General features: G+C 59.6%; 20 protein-coding genes. 15 read left to right on the top strand and 5 right to left on the bottom strand.

The annotated features are described in order from the left end of the window. The first annotated feature begins 7 nt into the window (after positions 1-7). The 6 genes from HQ843_RS29760 to HQ843_RS03010 all read left to right on the top strand — a co-directional run bounded on the left by HQ843_RS29760 (position 8) and on the right by HQ843_RS03010 (position 2,786). Positions 8-322, top strand: coding sequence for an SH3-like domain-containing protein (locus HQ843_RS29760; RefSeq protein ID WP_180899887.1), 315 nt, complete (start codon positions 8-10; stop codon positions 320-322). Further along, complete coding sequence (locus HQ843_RS29755; RefSeq protein ID WP_180899888.1) at positions 319-672, top strand: SH3-like domain-containing protein; 354 nt, start codon at positions 319-321, stop codon at positions 670-672. Before HQ843_RS29760 ends, HQ843_RS29755 begins: the two co-directional genes overlap by 4 nt. A 44-nt stretch (positions 673-716) precedes the next feature. Beyond that, the gene (locus tag HQ843_RS03025; protein ID WP_180899889.1) at positions 717-1,193 is read left to right on the top strand and encodes a nitrile hydratase accessory protein; all 477 of its coding nucleotides are present in this window, start codon (positions 717-719) and stop codon (positions 1,191-1,193) included. Between the two features lie 88 nt (positions 1,194-1,281). After that, positions 1,282-1,479, top strand: coding sequence for a CbtB domain-containing protein (locus HQ843_RS03020; protein ID WP_180899890.1), 198 nt, complete (start codon positions 1,282-1,284; stop codon positions 1,477-1,479). A gap of 11 nt (positions 1,480-1,490) precedes the next feature. Then, positions 1,491-2,243, top strand: a complete 753-nt coding sequence (locus HQ843_RS03015) for a CbtA family protein (protein ID WP_180899891.1) — start codon at positions 1,491-1,493, stop codon at positions 2,241-2,243. Between the two features lie 336 nt (positions 2,244-2,579). Further along, positions 2,580-2,786, top strand: a complete 207-nt coding sequence (locus HQ843_RS03010) for a hypothetical protein (protein WP_180899892.1) — start codon at positions 2,580-2,582, stop codon at positions 2,784-2,786. A gap of 44 nt (positions 2,787-2,830) precedes the next feature. Here HQ843_RS03010 and HQ843_RS29295 read toward each other — a convergent pair whose 3' ends face one another. The 4 genes from HQ843_RS29295 to HQ843_RS02995 form a co-directional block, all read right to left on the bottom strand. Further along, complete coding sequence (locus tag HQ843_RS29295) at positions 2,831-3,040, bottom strand: hypothetical protein (protein ID WP_246710261.1); 210 nt, start codon at positions 3,038-3,040, stop codon at positions 2,831-2,833. 155 nt (positions 3,041-3,195) lie between these two features. After that, positions 3,196-3,876 carry a zinc-binding alcohol dehydrogenase family protein gene (locus HQ843_RS29290; RefSeq protein WP_246710260.1) on the bottom strand — a complete coding sequence of 227 codons (681 nt, stop codon included), beginning with the start codon at positions 3,874-3,876 and terminating at the stop codon, positions 3,196-3,198. Beyond that, on the bottom strand, positions 3,869-4,870 hold the full coding sequence (locus HQ843_RS03000) for an NADPH:quinone reductase (RefSeq protein ID WP_180899893.1): 1,002 nt from the start codon (positions 4,868-4,870) through the stop codon (positions 3,869-3,871). The genes HQ843_RS29290 and HQ843_RS03000 overlap by 8 nt, the downstream gene beginning before the upstream one ends. 30 nt (positions 4,871-4,900) lie before the next feature. Then, entirely contained in the window at positions 4,901-5,806 is a 906-nt protein-coding gene (locus HQ843_RS02995; protein ID WP_180899894.1) for an NAD(P)-dependent oxidoreductase, read from the bottom strand. Between the two features lie 63 nt (positions 5,807-5,869). Between HQ843_RS02995 and HQ843_RS02990 the strand changes: the two genes are divergently transcribed. From HQ843_RS02990 to HQ843_RS02965, 6 genes are all read left to right on the top strand, one after another. Beyond that, positions 5,870-6,655 (top strand): helix-turn-helix transcriptional regulator, encoded by a 786-nt coding sequence (locus HQ843_RS02990; protein ID WP_180899895.1) that lies wholly within the window; start codon positions 5,870-5,872, stop codon positions 6,653-6,655. A 450-nt stretch (positions 6,656-7,105) separates the two neighbouring features. Continuing rightward, entirely contained in the window at positions 7,106-8,710 is a 1,605-nt protein-coding gene (locus tag HQ843_RS02985) for a carboxylesterase/lipase family protein (protein WP_180899896.1), read from the top strand. 188 nt (positions 8,711-8,898) lie between these two features. Next, a complete protein-coding gene (locus HQ843_RS02980; RefSeq protein WP_180899897.1) occupies positions 8,899-10,449 on the top strand; it encodes an ABC transporter substrate-binding protein in 1,551 nt (516 codons plus the stop codon). A 55-nt stretch (positions 10,450-10,504) separates the two neighbouring features. Beyond that, on the top strand, positions 10,505-11,446 hold the full coding sequence (locus HQ843_RS02975; RefSeq protein WP_180899898.1) for an ABC transporter permease: 942 nt from the start codon (positions 10,505-10,507) through the stop codon (positions 11,444-11,446). 182 nt (positions 11,447-11,628) lie between these two features. Next, positions 11,629-13,401 carry a dipeptide/oligopeptide/nickel ABC transporter permease/ATP-binding protein gene (locus HQ843_RS02970; protein ID WP_180899899.1) on the top strand — a complete coding sequence of 591 codons (1,773 nt, stop codon included), beginning with the start codon at positions 11,629-11,631 and terminating at the stop codon, positions 13,399-13,401. Next, the gene (locus HQ843_RS02965; RefSeq protein ID WP_180899900.1) at positions 13,394-14,449 is read left to right on the top strand and encodes an ABC transporter ATP-binding protein; all 1,056 of its coding nucleotides are present in this window, start codon (positions 13,394-13,396) and stop codon (positions 14,447-14,449) included. Before HQ843_RS02970 ends, HQ843_RS02965 begins: the two co-directional genes overlap by 8 nt. Here HQ843_RS02965 and HQ843_RS02960 read toward each other — a convergent pair. Further along, positions 14,438-15,520 carry an IS630 family transposase gene (locus HQ843_RS02960; protein WP_180899062.1) on the bottom strand — a complete coding sequence of 361 codons (1,083 nt, stop codon included), beginning with the start codon at positions 15,518-15,520 and terminating at the stop codon, positions 14,438-14,440. The genes HQ843_RS02965 and HQ843_RS02960 overlap by 12 nt on opposite strands. Before the next feature lie 600 nt (positions 15,521-16,120). On the opposite strand from HQ843_RS02960, the gene HQ843_RS02955 reads away from it, so the two are divergent. The 3 genes from HQ843_RS02955 (at position 16,121) to HQ843_RS02945 (ending at position 18,742) form a co-directional block, all read left to right on the top strand. Beyond that, complete coding sequence (locus tag HQ843_RS02955; protein WP_246710259.1) at positions 16,121-17,182, top strand: Leu/Phe/Val dehydrogenase; 1,062 nt, start codon at positions 16,121-16,123, stop codon at positions 17,180-17,182. After that, entirely contained in the window at positions 17,166-17,384 is a 219-nt protein-coding gene (locus HQ843_RS02950) for a hypothetical protein (protein ID WP_180899901.1), read from the top strand. Before HQ843_RS02955 ends, HQ843_RS02950 begins: the two co-directional genes overlap by 17 nt. 92 nt (positions 17,385-17,476) lie before the next feature. Continuing rightward, positions 17,477-18,742, top strand: coding sequence for an ABC transporter substrate-binding protein (locus HQ843_RS02945; protein WP_180899902.1), 1,266 nt, complete (start codon positions 17,477-17,479; stop codon positions 18,740-18,742). Positions 18,743-18,748: the final 6 nt, after the last annotated feature.

The raw sequence follows: 18,748 nt of genomic DNA, 5'->3' as shown, positions 1-18,748 counted from the left end.
GAATTAGATGAACGGAATTCACGATATCGGCGGTAAGCACGGTTTTGGGCCCGTTGTCGTCGAACAGAATGAGCCATATTTCCACGAGGAGTGGGAAAGCCGGATGCTTGCAATGATGATCGCCTGTTTTGGTGCGGGGGTCTTCAACGTAGATCAGTTCAGGCGTCCCATTGAGACGATGAAACCCGCGCATTACCTGCTGTCAAGCTATTACGAAAAATGGCTTTGCACGGTGGAGCAGAATTGCATCGACGTGGGTGTAGTCACCCGTGAGGAAGTTGATGCGCGTCACAGGCAGCTTATGAAGGAGAAGGTGGCATGATTACCAAGGTAACAGTCGAAATGATGCCTATCGTCCTTGCAACTGGTGATCCGGCACGCGTCGACGAGCCCATCCCTGCCAAGTTCAAAGAAGGCGACAAAGTCGTCGTTCTGGAGGTTAACGCGCCAACGCATAATCGCCTGCCGTCCTACATCAAGGGCAAGGTCGGAACTGTAACATTCGATCATGGTGTGTTCGTGTTTCCCGACACCAGCGCCCACAGGAAGGGACCCAAGCCGCAGCACGTATATACGGTTACGTTCACGGCGCAGGAAGTCTGGGGTGATGCCGGACATCCGTCCGACCGGCTGTATGCTGACATCTGGGACGACTACATGCGGCACGCCTGATCCGGGTTTCGATACCCGCAAGATGCCAGGGAAAGGAGATATCGATGGATGAGAAACTGCAATTTCGAGAAATTCCGAATTTGCCCCGCAACGAGGAGGGGCCCGTATTTGCAGAGCCGTGGCAACTAACGGCCTTCAGTATTGTTCTTGCCCTGCACGAAAAAGGTTTTTTCCAGTGGCGCGAATGGGTCAACTACCTGAGCGCTGAGATCGACCTTGGAAAGGACTACGGTTCCAGCGACTACAACACGATCTACTACAACCAGTGGCTGGCGGCATTGGAAAACCTGGTGAACGACAAGGGTCTGTCAACATTTGACGAACTCATCGCGCGCAAGGAAGAATGGCGCCACGCCGATGAACACCGCGGGTTTGGCGAACCGCTGGTGCTGAATGGTCACCAACATGACCACGATCATCATCATGATCACGGCCATTCACACAGCCATGGCGAAGCCAGCGCTAAGCCCCTTACGGTAGACAAGGCCTGCCGTGCACCGGCGCAACGACTATCGCATTAATTTCACGGCGTGGCGCCTGCCCCGGATCCATCGATTCCGGGTGAGGGTCTGCCCCGTCGCCAGATCAGCAAATCACAGGAGAGATCCGATGACCGCAGAAATTTCGACATCCAGGCTGGCCCAGGGCCAGATCGCTACCAGTTCGTCCACTTCCCGCCACATCCAGGCGACGATTTCACTGGCATTCGGCCTGTTCATTGTGGGCATGGTGGGGTTCTCCCCGCTTTCGGTCGCGCATAATGCCGCCCACGACGCGCGTCACGCCTACGCGTTTCCTTGCCACTAGGAGCAGGTAAGATGCACACCTTGCGATCGATCATTTTCGCATCCGCGCTGTCCGGCCTTTTGGCCGGGCTGGTGGTGACCGGCATCCAGATCTTTGGAACGACGCCGCTTATCCTCCAGGGGGAGGCGTATGAAACCGCCGAGCCGGCGGCGTCGGAGGTTGTGCATCAGTATGGCGTCGAACATCAGCATGACGCGGTCGCCGTCGATCACCAGTCCGCGGCCGGGCACTCTCACGACGAAGAGGCCTGGGCGCCGGCCGACGGCGCCGAAAGGTTTTTCTATACGGCCGGTGCCAATATTCTCATCGGGATCGGTTTTGCCATCGTGCTGACGGCCCTGATGTCGCTGCGCGGCACGCAGGTAAGCGCTCGAGAGGGAATTGTGTGGGGACTGGCGGCATTCACCTCGGTCATGCTGATGCCGTCGATCGGTCTGCCACCGGAGCTTCCGGGATCGGCAGCCGGTCCGCTGCTTGCACGACAGGCATGGTGGATTGTCACGGCGGTGGCGACCGCGGGTGGCATCGGGCTCTCGCTATTGAGGCGTGAGTGGTGGGCTTATGTCGCCGCGTTTGCACTGATCGTGGCTCCGCATTTGATCGGCGCCCCGCAACCGGCGGCTGGAGAGGTCTCTCTTGCCCCGGCGGCGCTGGAGCAGCGCTTCATTTTGGTTGCTCTCGGCACCAGCCTTGTCTTCTGGCTGTTGCTCGGTCCGCTGAGTGCCGCCTTTCTCGGGAGGTTGCGCGATCAGCACCACGCCTGAGGCCACGCAAAGGGGTCAGTGAGGGGTAATGCTCTCTCTTCCCCTGATCCCTGCAACCAGCTACACTGATACGACGAATTCTTACGCTGTTCTGTTTGTAGCGTATGCCGATCAAATACTGCGCAAACACAATAGTTTACTGGTCGTGCCCGTCGTCAGAGTTTTCCGGAGCGCTTGGGCGCTTTTCCTAACGGAGGTTTTGGCTCGGTTTTCGTTTCAGTTTCCGGCCATCAGTATCCTTCCGCCAATCGGACATGACCAAGAGAGCTGGCAAAAGTTAACGCCAATAGGGCATTTCGCCCACGAAGCGGGACGACATGCTCAGGTGAAAGGGGCTTGCCGGCGGGCTTCGTGTTGATCGGCGTCACCTCCATCGTCCCACTTTTGCTGTCCTTCTATTTCAGCTTCACGGATTACGCGCTGCTGGCCCGGAAGGGGTTGGTTGCAGCAAAACTGCCGGAAGCATCAGTGAGCCGGGTCCTGGTTCAGTCGGGGGCAACAATGAAGGGACAGCCAGCCCGGGTGTGGAAACGCGAAGGCTGAATCCGGCAGGCCTTCGCAGCCAGTTTCGCCTTGCAAAGCAGGCTCTAGTTCTCGCCGAGAACCACGACAATCTTCGCTGCCGAGACTCCTCGTTTGTGCGCCTCGAGTGCGGCTTGAAGGCTTTCCAGGCCTTGACCAATCACATGGGCGGCGGGAGCGCAGCGAAATCTACCAGCCGCCAAAGTTTCCGGAAGGAAGTCCGCATAGACCGCTCGGCTCACCTCATTATCCTTGAGGCTGGTTCCGAAGATCAATTTCGTCTCCACTCCAGCCGGTCTATTTTCAGGTGCCGGGAGCGTGGTCGACACGAATTGGCGGCCACCAGACCGGTTGACAGCTTCGAAACACTGATGCATATTCCCGGTGGCGTGCAGCGCTCCAGCGAATGCCTTTCCCTCAAGAGCGCGCACTACGCGATCGACGACTTGCGGATCGGAATGGTCGAAGACGGCGCTGGCCCCAGCTCTTCAACCAGCTTCATGTTGCTCGCAGAAGCGGTCGTGACACACCGATATCCCGCGGCGACAGCGAGCTGGATCGCATTGCATCCGACGCTCGACGAACCGCCCCAGACGAGGATCGCCTCGCCTGTCGGCTGAGGCGTCAGCGTCGGGTGTCGCAAAGCGAGATGATCGACCTCGAACAGGCCACATGCGGCCGTCCCCAACCCCAGCGGCAGGACGGCCGCCTCCGTGAAGGAGAGACTCGGAGGGAGCTGCGACGCCATATTCTCAAGGATGAGGGTGTGCGTCTGGAAGGCTCCATGGGAAGGGCTATTGGTTGTTGCGCCGACCGACTGCCCCAGCACCCGATCTCCGACCTTGAACCTGTCCACGTTGCTTCCGACCGCGACGACCTCGCCGGAAACGTCGCTTCCAAGAATTGTCGGGTAGTCGAGCCATGGAAAGATTGGAGTTTCCTGGAGGATCCAGTCAACGGGATTGATCGCGATCGCGCGGTTGCGGACGAGGATCTCCTCCGGGCCGGGTGGTGGCGTTTCGACCTCGCCGATTTCGAGAGGAATTCCGACAGCCTTCTGCCAAGCCGCTAATGATCGTTCCATGTTCTGTCCTCTCTTGGCGTCAGTCATTCGAGCTTGCAGTTCGAAGGAGAATCTTGCCGACTACCGTTGCCGATTTCTGGGCTGCGTGAGCCTTGTGGATCTGGTCAAGAGGGAGCTCCATTCCGATATGGGGGGTGTGGGCGCCGGCGGACAGGCAGGCGGTCACGTCTTTCACCGCGAGCCGTATAGCATCCTCCGGAATTGAGGGAAGGAAGACGAAGCGGAGTACGTGGCTTCCCATCATCGTGCTTCTGAACGGCATTGTGAGAGTGGCTGACGGATCCTCTGTGGCATATGCCGCTACAGTGCCGTTCGTTGCCAAACATGCCAGATCGACGTCGATGTTGTGGGCGAGGTCGACGTCGACGATCCGGTCGACGCCGATACCGCCTGTGGCGCTTCTGATTTTGGCGGGGATGTCATCCGCATGTCTGTTGATAACGAGGTCGGCCCCCGTCTCGCGAGCGATCCTTTCCTGTTCCGGACGGCTGACGGTAGCTGAGACCCAGGCCCCCGCCCATTTCGCCAGCAGGATCGCGGCGGCACCGACGGCGCCGCCGCCGCCCTGAACAAGCACCCGCAGGCCGTGAACATCGCCGTCGGCAAAGAGGCACCTGTGTGCTGTCAGCGCCGCGATGCCAAGGGAGGCCCCCGTTTGGAATGACGCATTTGCGGGTAGAGAAACGGCCAGATCGGCAGGCACAACCGAATATTCGGCGGCTGTCCCGAATGCGCGACCGAACTGGGCGCGCGATATCCAGACACGTTCACCGATCCTGCTCTCAGAAACGCCAGCGCCGACCTTGTCGATCGTCCCTGCACCATCGTGATGGGGGACGATGCGCGGAAAGGCCATCGGCATGCCCGCGAAGCCAGACCTTGCCTTGACGTCTGTGGGATTAAGCCCGGAGTAGATGATCCTGACTCTCACTTCACCGTGTCCCGGTTCAGGGTCCGGGAGGTTTCCGACGACGAGGACTTCGTCGGCAGTGCCCTGCCGGTCATAATAGGCTGCTTGCATTGCGACATTCTCACTATTGCTGATTTGTGGTTAGGCGGAGACCGCGCGTCGGGCTGCATTTCCCAACGCAACAGACCAATCTTGATGTCCGAAACCGACGGCATCGGCGCTGGACAGGCTTTCGCGCAGCGCGTCCAGGACCTTCGTCGGAACGGACGCGTTTCTGGAGACGGCGGACAAAAGCGACATGTCCTTCATTGGCAGCGCCAGGCCGCTTGGCTGAAGGGGACTGGCCCCAAGGACGGAGGCGGCATAGTTGCGGTAGACCGGAGAAGAGAACAGGGTATTCGTCATTAATGACATGAATGCGCCGGCGTCGCCGTCCGTGGCACGGACGAGCCCTGCCGCTTCCGCCATGGCCTCGATCGCGGCCCCGATCATGAAGTTCCCGCAAAGCTTCGCGACGCTGGCCTGCCGCGGCTCCACGCCGACCCTCCAGACACGCCCGAAGCATTCCAGATAAGGCCGGGCCCTCTCGATGGCGGCCTCACCGCCCGCGACACAGATGTTGGCCTCACCGCGCGCGACCGCCTCAGGACGGCCGAAGAGCGGCGCCGCAAGATAGCCCACCCCAAGTGACGCGTGCAGACTTGCCAGCTCTTCCGTCAAATCCGGACTGACGGTGGAGAGGCAAACGTGCAGCGATCCAAGGTCGGAAGCCCGTTCAAGTCGTGCCGGGGTGAACACCGAACGAACCGCCTCGTCATCGAAAAGTGCGGACAGGACGATATCGGCGGCGAATGCGTCCGAAATATCGGACGCCGGGATCACCCCAGGCCTGATGAGCTTGTCGATGGCGGTCCTGGAGCGGTTCCAGACGATTACTTTTTCCCCGAGAGACAGCAAACGCGGGACGATCGCCGAACCGATCTGCCCAAGTCCAATGACTGATGCCGACATGCGCTTTCTCCTGTTTGCGAAAACGATATCGTTCATGTTATTCTGTTACTATATGACTTTTATCCTGTTGCTATGGTGATGGGTCTTCAGGAGAGAACATTGAACTCGACAAGACTGTCCCGCGTTCCTGAGCGTCAGGAATTGTCCGATTTCGTAAGGTACTGCCGGGAGCGCGCTTCACCGGAAAAGCTCGGCCTGCGGGACAGCGGGCGGCGTCGGACGAAGGGTCTGCGGCGCGAGGAAGTCGCAACGCTCGCCGGTGTCGGACTGACTTGGTACACTTGGTTTGAGCAGGGGCGTGACATCCATGTGTCGGACGATTTTCTCGCTCGCCTTGTTCGGGGGCTGAAGCTTGAACGCGCGGAGCAAGAGCATCTCTACGCGCTTGCTGGACGCGATCTCAAGCCGCGCGTGGTGGAGCGGTCCGATGTCCCTACCGCCCTTGTCGCGATGATTACTGCCCTGCCAAATGCGGCCTACATCCTGAATCTGCGGTGGGACGTGCTGGCGTTCAACGACGAGGCCGAACGGCTGTTCCCGGCCTTGCGCGAGCCCGATCCGAACATGCTCGGGATCGTGTTCTTTTGCGAAGCCTATCGGAATATTGTCCGAGATTGGGAGCGCTCGGCGCGACAGATGTTTCTCAAAGCCCGGCACGACTACCTCACAACCGGGAAGGACCCGATCCTTCGCTGTCTCCTCGACAAGGTGATGGACGAATTCCCCACCGCGCGAGACTGGTGGAAAGACCCCGAGGTCGTCCGTATCGGCAATACTATGAAGGAGTTGCGCGCCGGCGCTGGCTGGAAGCGCTACGACCTGAGCGTACTCCTCTACGAAGGTCGGCCGGATATTCGGATCGTCGTCTACGGGCAGCAAGCGTGACTAGCGTCAGATCCAGGTTGCCGCCCTGCATTTAATCGCAAGTTTTCCAAGCCATTTGATAGGGGAACAAAGCTCGCTTCGGCGAAACTCAGCAAACGCCTCTGACCAATACGCCCCCGGAATTGCACCGCCTCCTCGGATGCGATTGCCCGCTCTGTCACTCCGTGGGCGGGCAGGCCACTTGCTTCTGAACGCCGCGCTCAAAAAGAACGCCAGCTTGAACGGCGTTACAGCAGCGCCCATGGCGGCAATTTTCTATCAGCCTTTTTGTGTATGCAAGCTCAACGGATGAAATAACAGAACCGAAGCGCTAGTTGTCTGAAATTGAGGGGAATACGCCCTTGCGGACATTTCGGAGTTCTCTAGCCTAACATTTCAGCAAAGGCCTACTCGGCAAGGTCACGTTAAAAAGTGGCGCCGACCGGCCATCGGGAAGAGAGGAACCGGAAGGTGACCACGACTGCGCACGCCTCCGAAACGCAACCTATTGCCACCTCACCCTGCGGCACATTCGCTGGCGTGACTGATGATAGCGTTTCGATTTTCCGTGGTGTCCGCTATGGCGCCCCTCCGATTGGCTCGCTTCGCTTTGCGCCGCCTCAACGTGCGGAAGTCGCTGAAGGTATTGTGGATTCATCGCAGTTCGGATCGATATCGCCTCAGGATATCGATCCGCTCCCCATGGCTGTTCCCGGGACCGAGGCTATCTACTACGCGTCGCAAAGCGTGTCGGACGAAGATTGCCTTAATCTGAATATCTGGACACCGGATATTGCCGGTAAGGCGCCTGTCCTCTTCTGGATCCACGGCGGCGCATTCCTGTGCGGTTCGGGCAGCGGTTCGTGGACCGATGGCGCTCGCATGGCGCGCGACCACGGTATCGTCGTTGTCAGCGTCAACTACCGGCTGGGCTATCTTGGCGGGCTCTTCCTTGGCGATTACGACGAACGATACAGCAACCAGGCAATCCAGGACCAGACACTCGCCCTGAAGTGGGTTCAACAGAACATCGCCGCCTTCGGTGGAGATCCGGACCACGTGACAGTCGGCGGGCATTCGGCGGGGGCAGTTTCCGTAGCCTCGCTGCTCATTGCACCCGGCGCACGCGGCCTTTTTCGCCGTGTATTCCTGGAAAGCGGACATCTCGAGATGATGACTGAAATCGGGAAAGCGCGGGAGACGACCGATTTCCTCCTGCGTCAGTTGTCGGTGGACCCGGCGGGAGATGTGCTGGCCCAGCTTCGCGACATTTCCATTTTCCGCATCCTTGCCGTGCAGCGTATGTTCGGCATCGGGCGTCGGGTCTTTCCCACTGTGCTGGATGGCGTTACGTTGGCGTCGGATCCCTACGCCGCGCTCTCCGAGCGGAGTGACATCGATATCCTGATTGGCTCTACAAGTGAAGAGGACAGGCTGTTCCCGATCACCGGATGGGCGCCGCCGGAGCGGTCTCTGCCAGCGACAATTGCTGCTTATCTGCGTGACCCCGATGCACAGTCCGAGGCCGCCGCGCTCTATGCGCCCGTGTTGAAGGCCGTCGGAGGCGATGCTGCAAACGTAGGACACGTGATCGCAACAGAACATGGATGGGGCGAGCCGGTGCGTTACCTCGCCCATAGGCATGCTGCGGCGGGTGGTCGCGGCTTCGTTTATGAATTCGGCTGGAAATCACCGGGGCTTGGCGGGCGGACCGGCGCTGCCCATGTCGTCGACCTGCCGTTCTTTTTTGACAATCTCGATGCAACGGGCGTGGCCGATATGCTGGGGTCGGAGGTCCGCGATGCGCCGGTGCGGGCACTGGCCAAAGGGCTGAGCAGCGCGCTCGCGGCATTCGTCAAAACCGGCGATCCGAGCGGTCCGCTGGGGACTTGGCCGGCCTACGCGTCGCGTCAACGCGCAACCATGATCGCAGATCTCGAACCACACGTGAAAACTGATCGACTTGCCGAGAGGCTCGACTTTTGGGAGCGGCACCGCGACAGTTCCGCTCCTGTCCTGTCAAACATCTTCGGCACTGAATTCGAACAGAGAAAAACGGGGGACGCCGGCGCATGAGCGCGGTGCGAGGGTCCGTTTCCGGCGAAATCGGCAGACTGGCACCCGGGATGGCTTCGGCTGATGCATTTCTGCAAGGACGCTCTTTCCGGGCGCCGGCCATACTTGGTCTGGCCCGACGAGGGTGTTGCCGGCCGCATAACCAGGAAGAGGGCGTTTCCTATCCAGCGCCATGACAGGAGGACACGATGACATTTACTTTGCCGGAATGCCGCACGAGACCCATTCCGCTCATTGGCGCCGCTGCCATAATTGCCATCCTCGGTGCCAGCCTTCCCACCCAGAGCATCGCGGAGACCCTGACGATCGCCGCAAGTTCCGCGCCGACAACGCTTGATCCGACGCTGAGCGCAAATGGGCTGCCAAGTGTCTGGTACCCAAATCTCGCTTACGCTTCGTTGATCCGGCGCGCTCCGGACGGTACCGCGCAGCCAGGGCTTGCGCTCGACTGGGCCTATTCCGAGGACCGTCTGTCGTTCGTCATGAACCTGCGCGAGGGCGTAAAATTCAGCGACGGCACCGACCTGACCGCCGAGGGCGTGGTCGAATGGCTGGAACGCTATAAGGAGAAGGGCCAATTCACCGCATGGCTTGCCAATGTTTCCAAGATCGAGGCGTCTGGCCCGTTTCAGGTGACGCTCACGCTGTCGACGCTCGATCCTATGCTGCCATACGGTCTGGACCAGGGCGGCATGGCCGGTGCAGTCGTTTCACCCGGCGGGTTGGCCGACCCGGATAAGCTTGGCACCGCTACCTTCGGCGCCGGACCGTACATGATCGACAGCGAGCGCACGATCATCGAATCGCAGTACGTATATGTGAAGAACCCGCACTATTGGAATCCTGACGCCCAGTACTGGGATGAAGTGGTGATCAAGGTCATCCCTGACGGCAATGCCGTCCTGTCTTCGTTGCGAACGGGCCAGGTGCAGGTTGCCGAGGGACAGGCGACGGACGCCGAGGCCGCAGAAGCGGCCGGACTCAAGATTTTCAGCGCACCTTCTGCCATGGTCGGGGTATACCTCGGCGATATTGGCGGCAACATCGTCCCGGCATTGGCGGATGTGCGTGTCCGGCAAGCCCTGAACTTTGCAATCGATCGCGCCGGGATTGCCGCGGCCCTCTATGGAGAATACGGCGCGCCGACGACCCAATTCGTTCCGGACGGAATCGGCGGTTATGTGGCCGAACTGGAACGCTTCTATTCCTACGACGCTGAGAAGGCGAAAGCGCTGCTGGCCGAGGCGGGATATCCCGACGGTTTCTCCTTCGATCTGTTGCTTCAGCCAGCCGTTCCCGGCGGCGACCTTCTGGGGCAGGCCATGGCCGCCAACTGGCAGGCGGTCGGCGTCGACGTGACACTGAAACCGAGCGAGGGCTTCTCGACTTATGTTCCGATGTATTTCTCAGGCGACTATCCCGCAACCACGCTAACGTTTCAGTACTCCGTTCAACTGACCGATACGCAGCAACTGGTGACCAGTGATGCCGTGTACAATTTTTCGAAATTCGTGGATGAGAAAGCGGATTCTCTGGCGGTGGAGCAGCGCAAATACGACATCGACACGCCCGAAGGCGTAGCAGCCGCCGAGGCATCCGAGCGTTACATGGTCGAGAACGCATTCCTTGTGCCGGTTGCCAGCGTCGACGCACTGATCTTCGCGAGCGACGACGTCACGGGTCTGGACTTCACCACCTATCCCTGGCCCGACCCCTCGAACTGGAAACCGGTCGAGTGACCAGAAAACCACGTCACTCTCGACCAATAGGATGGCCGGAGTACAGGGCGGGACGATGAAGATTCTTCAGGGACTGGGCTTCAGGTTCATCGGTTCGCTTGTGCTTCTGCTGGTGATCCCCACGATAACCTTTTTCCTTCAGGGCTTGTTCCCGTCCAACATCACACGCGGGATACTCGGGCTTCAGGCTTCGGAAGAGGTCGTCCAGGCGTTCAACAGGAAGCTCGGCCTCGATCAGCCTTTGCTTGTGCGATATTTCGACTGGCTCGGCGACGCGGTTCAGGGCAATCTGGGAAATTCCTACATCAGCGGGCAGTCCGTGCGTGAAATCCTGGCGCCACGGCTGGGCGTAAGCCTGTCGCTGATCTTCGGATCGCTCATCGTATTTTCGATCGTGGGCGTAGCACTTGGCGTGCTCTCTGCCACGCGCGGGCGCTTTGTGGGCCGGTCAGTCGATGTCGTGTCGACGCTCGGGATCGCGATCCCCAACTTCTGGTTCGCCGTGATCCTGATCGCGATCCTGGCGGTCCAGATCCCGATCTTTCCCGCAACGGGTTTCGTGTTCTTTCATGACAGTCCCTATTGGTACTTCATGTCCCTGGTTCTTCCCGTGATCGCGCTTGCTTTCGGGGGCATCACGGCGGTGGCGAAGCAGACCCGTGACCAGATGCTGGTCGCCATCGCCAGCCCCTGGGCCCGCACCCTGCGCGCAAACGGAGCATCCGAACGGTCGATCATCTACAAGCACGCCCTGCGCAATGCGGCGGCCCCGGTCATCACCGTCATGGGGATCATCTTCGTGGGGTCGCTCAGCGGGTCGGTCGTGATCGAGAACATCTTCGTATTGCCCGGCCTCGGCTCGCAATCGCTGGCATCGACGCTGGCGTCTGACCTGCCGGTCGTCCAAGGGATCGCCGTCTATTTCACCATCATCGTGGTGCTGGTCAACGTCGTCATCGATGTTGCCACCACGATCCTCAACCCAAGGATCAGATAGCCATTTCCATTACCGCAGACAGGACCGAAGGAGCGGCCACAAGCGCCAAAAGCAGACCTGCAGCGCGCTTTCGCTTGATGCGCGGTTACCTGCGCCAGCCCCTCGGCGTTGCGGGGGGGCTGTGCCTTGTTTTTGTAGTGCTCGCCGTCATAATCGGCCCCAGCCTCATGTCGCAGGGGCCATTGGACGTAAACCTGACCAATGCGCTGTCGCTCCCTTCCGCCGAACACCTGCTGGGTACCGACAGGCTGGGCCGTGATGTTCTGAGCCGGCTGCTGTGGGGCGGTAGGGTCAGCCTTGGCGGATTGGCGGAAGCGCTGGCTATCGCTTTGATACTCGGCATCGCGCTGGGGCTGCTGGCTGGATATTTCGGCGGACTTGTCGACAACACAGTCTCACGCGTGACCGAAATTTGCATGGCGACACCAGCCATTGTCGTGATGCTGATGATCTACGGTATCAGTGACAATAATTCGCATCTGGGGATGATCACGCTGGGCGTCCTGACCTCACCCAATATCACCCGCGTGACGCGAACCGCCGCCCGCGCCGTGCGCGAGGAAACCTATATCGCTTCCGCACGCGTTCTGGGGCTCGGGCGTTTGCGCATCATCTTCGATCACGTGCTGCCGAACGTCTGGGGCCCGATCATTGTCAATGCAGCGGTGCTTGCTGCAATCATCCTGGGCGTACAGGGCGGACTGAACTACATCAACCTGGGCGTAAATCCGCCTGAACCCAGCTGGGGTGGCATGGTTGCTGACGCGCAGAAGGTCCTGTCAAAGCAACCCTATCTTATGCTGCCGGGCGGTATGACGCTGACATTGGTCATCATGTCCTTGCTGCTGGTCGCGGACGGGTTGCGCGATGCGATGGCACTTGGCCGGGAGCGCTTCGAGCCGCATGAGGGCATCGCCGCGCAGCCGGCGACAAGATCAGAACCGGCGAACCCGGCGAACCCGGCGACCGCCCTGTCCGTTCGCGGCCTGTCCGCGTCGATCCGTGGGTTGGAGCTGGTGCGGAACGTATCTTTCGATCTGGCTGACGGAGAAACGCTTGGCATTGTGGGCGAAAGCGGTTGCGGCAAGTCGGTCACCGCCTCGGCAATCCTCGGTCAGCTTGGCGACGGCTTCGCAATAGATGGCGAGGTGCATTTCGGACAGGTAGAGCTGAACAGCGCGCCGCGCGGCGTCAGGGCTAGCAGCCGGGGCAGCGGAATTGCCTATGTCTCACAAGACCCGATGGTTGCCCTTGATCCGTGTTTCAGGGTCGAAAGCCAGCTTGGCGAGTTGGTTGGCAGGCACGATAAGCTGCGCGGCCGCATGCGCCGGGCGCGCGTGCTGGAGCTTCTGACCCAGGTTGGGTTGCCGGATCCGAAAGACACCGCTGCACGTTTCCCACATCAGCTTTCAGGTGGGATGATGCAGCGCGTGGCAATCGCATGTGCGCTGGCCGGTCGTCCGCGCGTTCTGATCGCTGATGAGCCGACGACCGCGCTGGACGTCACCATTCAGGGCGAAATCCTCGATCTGCTGCGCCGACTTGCAGCGGAGTCTGGCACGTCGATCATTTTGATCACCCATGACCTGGGCGTCGTTGCGGATATTTGCGACAAGGTTGCCGTCATGTATGCGGGAGAGGTCGTGGAGGTTGCCGAGGTTGCGGATCTGTTCATGCACCCAGCACACCCCTACACCAGGGCAATGCTTAGCTCCAACCCGACCGCAGCCGTGCCCGGTGCCAAGTTGCCCACAATTCCCGGAATGGTCCCCGCCCCGTCGCAATGGCCGCGCGGATGCCACTTCCATGACCGCTGCGCCAGCGGACTGAATGCTTGCACCCTGGATGCCATACCGCTTTCAGATGTAATCGGGAGTGACGGCCATGAAGTCCGTTGCATCCGGGCCGACGAACTGGCCGTTGCCAGCAACAGCGAGGAAGCTGGGCATGACTGACGATCGCGCCGTGCTCGAGGTGAAAAATCTGAAGGTCACTTATACGCGGGGTTTTGCGCGGGCTCCGGTTACGGCAGTTTCGGACGTTTCCCTTGCAGTGCGACGGGGCAAGACGGTGTCGATTGTCGGAGAGTCCGGCTCAGGAAAGACCACGATCGGCGCCGCAATCCTCGGTCTGCAGTCCGTCGCAAGCGGCTCCATTATATTGAACGGCAAAGATATAACCGGTCTGACGGGAAAGGAAAGGCGTACGATCAGGGGAAAACTTCAGGCGGTGTTCCAGAATCCGTCAAGTTCCCTCGACCCCAGCAAAACTGTCGGTCACGCGATTGCCGAGCCGCTGAGCGTCGCGCAGCCGGATCTTGGCGCCGGCGCGGTTCGCAACGCTGTGGTTGCGGCACTGGAGCGGGTTGGGCTGAAAGCGGAGGCGATGTACCGCTATCCAGGGGAATTCTCCGGCGGCCAGTGCCAGCGCATCGCCATTGCCCGCGCCCTGATCATGAACCCGGAGGTTGTTATCTGCGACGAAGCGGTCAGCGCGCTGGATGTCTCGGTGCAGGCGCAAGTGCTGAACCTGCTGGACGATCTGCAGCGCAAGGACGGAGTCAGTTACATATTCATTTCACACAATATGGCTGTCGTGCGCCATATCTCGGACCGGGTGGTCGTGCTCTATCGCGGAAGGGTGATGGAAGACGGACCGGCCGAGGCTGTCTGTAATGATCCCGCGCATCCCTACACTCGCGCCTTGCTGGCTTCGGTTCCGGTTCCTGACGTCGCGGCTCAGAAAGAGCGACGCAGATTGCGCAACGAAACGGCGCAGGCGGCATCGCCGGCCGTCCCCCTTCTCACCTCCGGCTGCCCTTTCGCGCCACGCTGCGCATATGCGCGCTACGCCTGCACCCAGGCGCTTCCACCGCTTTCGACCATGGACGATGGAAGGAAGGTCGCCTGTGTTCGTATTGATGAGATTGAAAAGTCCAACAGACTAGAAGCGCTTTCTATCAGCCCGATTGTTTTGCCTAAAACGGATACTCTAGTGGTTTGATTCCAACGTTTGGAACCCTCGGTTTCGTGCGGTGATGATGTCCTCGGGATCGGCTTTCCAGACAAATGGCTTGGGACAGTCAGCATTGTATTCGCGCACGAAACGGTTGATTGCGGCCTGCAGATCGACGACGGAATGGAAGACCCCGTATTTGAGCCTTCGCCGTGTGAGTTTGGCGAAGAAGCCCTCGACGGCGTTGAGCCAGGAGCAGGATGTCGGGGTGAAGTGGAAGGTCCAGCGCGGATGGCGGGCGAGCCAGGCGCGGACCTTGTCCTTTTTGTGTACGGCGTAATTGTCGAGGATGACGTGGATGGCCTTGTCTTGCGGCACCTCGCGCTCGATGCGGTTGAGGAAGCGGATGAACTCCTGATGGCGGTGGCGCTGCATGTTCTGGCCGATGACCGTGCCATCCAGCACGTTGAGCGCGGCAAACAGAGTGGTGGTGCCGTGGCGCTTGTAATCGTGGGTCATGGTGCCGGCACGGCCCTTCTTCATCGGCAGTCCGGGCTGGGTTCTGTCGAGAGCCTGTATCTGTGATTTCTCGTCAACCGACAGCACCACGGCATGGGCCGGCGGGTCGACATAAAGACCAACGATGTCGGTGAGCTTTTCGGCGAAGGCTGGATCGTTGGAGAGTTTGAACTGCCTCCAGCGATGCGGGCTGAGACCGTGAGCCTTCCAGATCGCCTGAACCGTCGAGGCCGCGATGCCGGCGACCCTGGCCATGGCGCGCAGCGTCCAGTGTGTTGCCTCGTGCGGCGGCGGTTCCTGCGTCAAGCGGACGATCTCGGCAACACGCTCCGGCGGGACCGGCGCCTTGCCGGGTGGCCGGGACCGGTCATGAAGCAGGCCGTCGACGCCCTCATGCATGAACCGCTCCTGCCAGCGCCACACACAGGTTTTCGACTTGCCGGTCTCGGCCATGATCGCCGAGGTGCCCAGACCATCGTCGCTCAGAAGGATGATACGTGCCCGCCAGACGTGCTTCTGTGGGCTGTTCGGGGCCGCGACGATGGCGCTCAATCGCTGCCGGTCGTCGGGAGATACCGTAAAGGAAATGTTGCTGCGCATGCCGCAGACTCGCACATCTCAAAGCGGTTGGGAATCAACCAACGGACTCCTTTGATCCGATCAATCCACTAGGATGAAGCCGAGGGCGCTTACATTTAGCTTGTTGTAGCGCGATGCTATTCGGCACCATTGCTTGCGTTTGGGGAAGAAACCCTCGATCGCCTTCTTGATAGCGGTCAGTTGTTTGCCCGTTGGCGAAAGGGCAGATTGATCGATTGCAAAACGCAGTTTAGACGAAATACTTTTTTGATCTATCGAGTTTTATCCCAAAAAGAAGTCAGAAATTCTGCTCTCTCTCCATTAGAGTTTTCGAAGAGGGACGCAATGAAAGCAATCCATTCTAGATCACTCGTCGTTTCCAATGGGATCACCCCTGCACAGGATCAACTCAGGCGGATGATTTTCATCTTTGTCTTGTTGGGTTTCGAGGGCGGTTCGCAGCTTAAAAATGCTGCATTCGGCTGCAGGACGATGCCGTGGCAACAGCCCTGAATTGTCCTGGCGCCCGCTGCCTGGAGTAATGGCACGCGCGGGGCGTGCTCTCAATCTTGCCGATTTGCGTCTGGTAGATGGAACTTTGAGGAATGAAAAGGTCGATAGATGATGAACAGCGGCTACCGAGCGCATCCAGAATATCGTGATCACGAGAAGGTGGTATTCGTAGAGGACGAGGGCTCGGGATTGCGGGCAGTCATCGCCATTCACTCGACCGCTCTTGGGCCCGCAGCGGGTGGATGTCGAGTCTGGCGCTACGAAAACGAAGAGAACGGGCTCCGCGACGCCTTGAGGCTGTCGCGCGGGATGACCTACAAGAATGCGATCGCCGGTCTCGATCTTGGCGGCGGAAAAGCGGTGATCATGCTGGGTGAGCGTCAGACAAAGACCGACGCCATGATGCTTGCCTTCGGCCGGGCGGTCGAGGAACTGGGCGGCCAGTACTACACCGCTGAAGATGTGGGCGTGAACATCGCCGATATGCAACTCGTATACACCCAGACCCGTTTCGTGGCCGGTCTTTCGCAGGGGCAATATGCAAGCGGAGACCCGTCTCCGATCACTGCTCGCGGGGTTTTCGAAGGGATCAGGGTCGCCTGTTCGAAGGTCTTCGGCACTCCCTCGCTCGATGGCGTTCGGATCGCCGTTCAGGGCATCGGCAATGTCGGATGGAGCCTTTGTTCGCTGCTTTCGCAAAGCGGCGCCGAATTGATCGTGACCGATGTGGACGCCAAAAGATGCGACCGTGCGGTCGAGGCCTTCGGGGCGAAACCCGGCTCATTCGAGCGCTTTCATGCCACGGACTGTGATGTCTATGCGCCTTGCGCGCTGGGCGGCGTTCTCACCCGCCTTTCCATTCCGCAGATCAAGGCGAAGATCGTTGCCGGAGCTGCCAACAATCAACTTGAGCGGGAGGCCGATGCCGATGCGCTGCACGCGCTTGGGATCACCTATATGCCTGATTTTCTGATCAACGCCGGGGGCATTCTCAACGTGGCAGCCGAAATCCGGCAGGTCGGCGACCCGCATTGGCTCGACGGCAAATTTGCTTCTTTGGTGCATCGTATGGGATTCGTTCTCGACGCGGCAGCTGATCAGAACATTTCGCCAAACCGGGTCGCTCTGGATCTCGCGGAAGAGATCATCAGGCGTGGTCGGCAAATTTGATCCTGATCGTCAAGGAGGGATTTTCCCATCGACGCATTGCTTAAGCACAGGCGTTTCAAAGGGTGCAACGTCGCTTCGCGGACGTCGTTTGCTGGCGATAAGCGAGGCTGACTTGCTTGACGAAGAGCGTTGGGATGATGGCGGCATTGGTGGCCGAAAAGGTTGGAAATCCGCCCTTGCAGACATTGATATCGGGCTTTAGCCTCAAGACTATAGACAAATCCAGCCATGGCTCCGGCAACCGCTTTCAGCATGGATGAGAATGACCGCACAAGCGGCAAAAAGGGGAATAATATGCGTGTTTTGAAAAACTCTGGTAATTTATCTCGGAAACGACGCACGTGGTTTGCCACGGTCGCCCTGACGCTTGGTGTACTCGGCGTCTCGGCCTTGCCTTCGGCCGCCGAGATTTCCGACGGTGTCGTCAAGATCGGCATATTGAATGACCAGGCAGGTCCCCTGTCAGATCTTGCCGGTCCCGGCTCGGTCGTGGCGGCCAAGCTGGCCGTGGAGGATTTCGAGGCGATGGGCGGAAGCCCGCTCGACGTGGAAATCGTAACGGCCGATCATCAGAACAAGGCCGATGTCGGTGTGCAGATTGCACGGCGCTGGTATGACGCCGAAGGCGTGGACATCATTGCCGATATCGGCAACTCTGCCGTCGCGCTGGCAGTGCAGTCGCTTGCCCGCGAACAGGAAAAGCTGGTGATCTACGCCGCCGTCGGCACCACGGAAATTACCGGTAGTCAGTGCTCTCCAACCGGTCTTGCCTGGCTGCACGACAGCTATAATCTGGTCTCTGGCCCGGTCAGGAAGCTGGTCTCGGATGGGCAGGACACCTGGTTCTTCATCGCCGCCGACTATGCATTCGGTCATAATATGGTGAACGAGTCGGAAGCCATTCTGACCGAGGCTGGTGGCACCACCGTCGGTTCGGTTTTCCACCCTCTCGGCAATGCCGACTACGCGTCATTTCTTTTGCAGGCGCAGAGTTCCGGTGCAAAGGTGGTCGCTTTTGCCAATGCCGGAAGTCAGCTTGTGAGTTCAATGAAGCAGTGGCAGGAGTTCGGGCTGGATGCAGGTGGTCAGAAGCCTGTGGCCGAGCTCATGTTTCTCTCCGATGCTCACGCCATGGGAGTGGAAACCGCGCAGGGCCTCAACACCGTCACAGCCTGGTATTGGGATCTGAATGATCAGACCAGGGCATTTGCCGACCGCTTTTACGCCGCCAACGGCACCATGCCGACCGCGCCTCAGGCGGCGGTCTATTCCATGGTCCTTCACTACCTGAAAGCTGCCGCAGCCATCGATTCCGATGACACGAACGAGGTTATTGCGCAGATGCGGGCCACCCCGGTGGACGACTTCTACGCGCCCGGCGCAACATTGCGAGAAGACAACAAGCTGATCCATGACTTCTATCTCGTTCAGGTGAAGACCCCTGAGGAAATGGACAAGCCCTGGGCCTATTATAACGTCGTCGAAACGATCCCTGCATCGGAAGCCTATCGTCCGCTGAATGAAAGCGATTGCCCGTTCGTCGTGAAATCAGCTCAGTAGGGCTGG

Origin of the sequence: Martelella sp. NC20, assembly GCF_013459645.1 — a bacterium.
Classification (GTDB): Bacteria; Pseudomonadota; Alphaproteobacteria; order Rhizobiales; family Rhizobiaceae; genus Martelella.
Note: the sequence above shows the minus strand (reverse complement) of the source record. Positions and strands in the feature narration are given on the sequence as shown.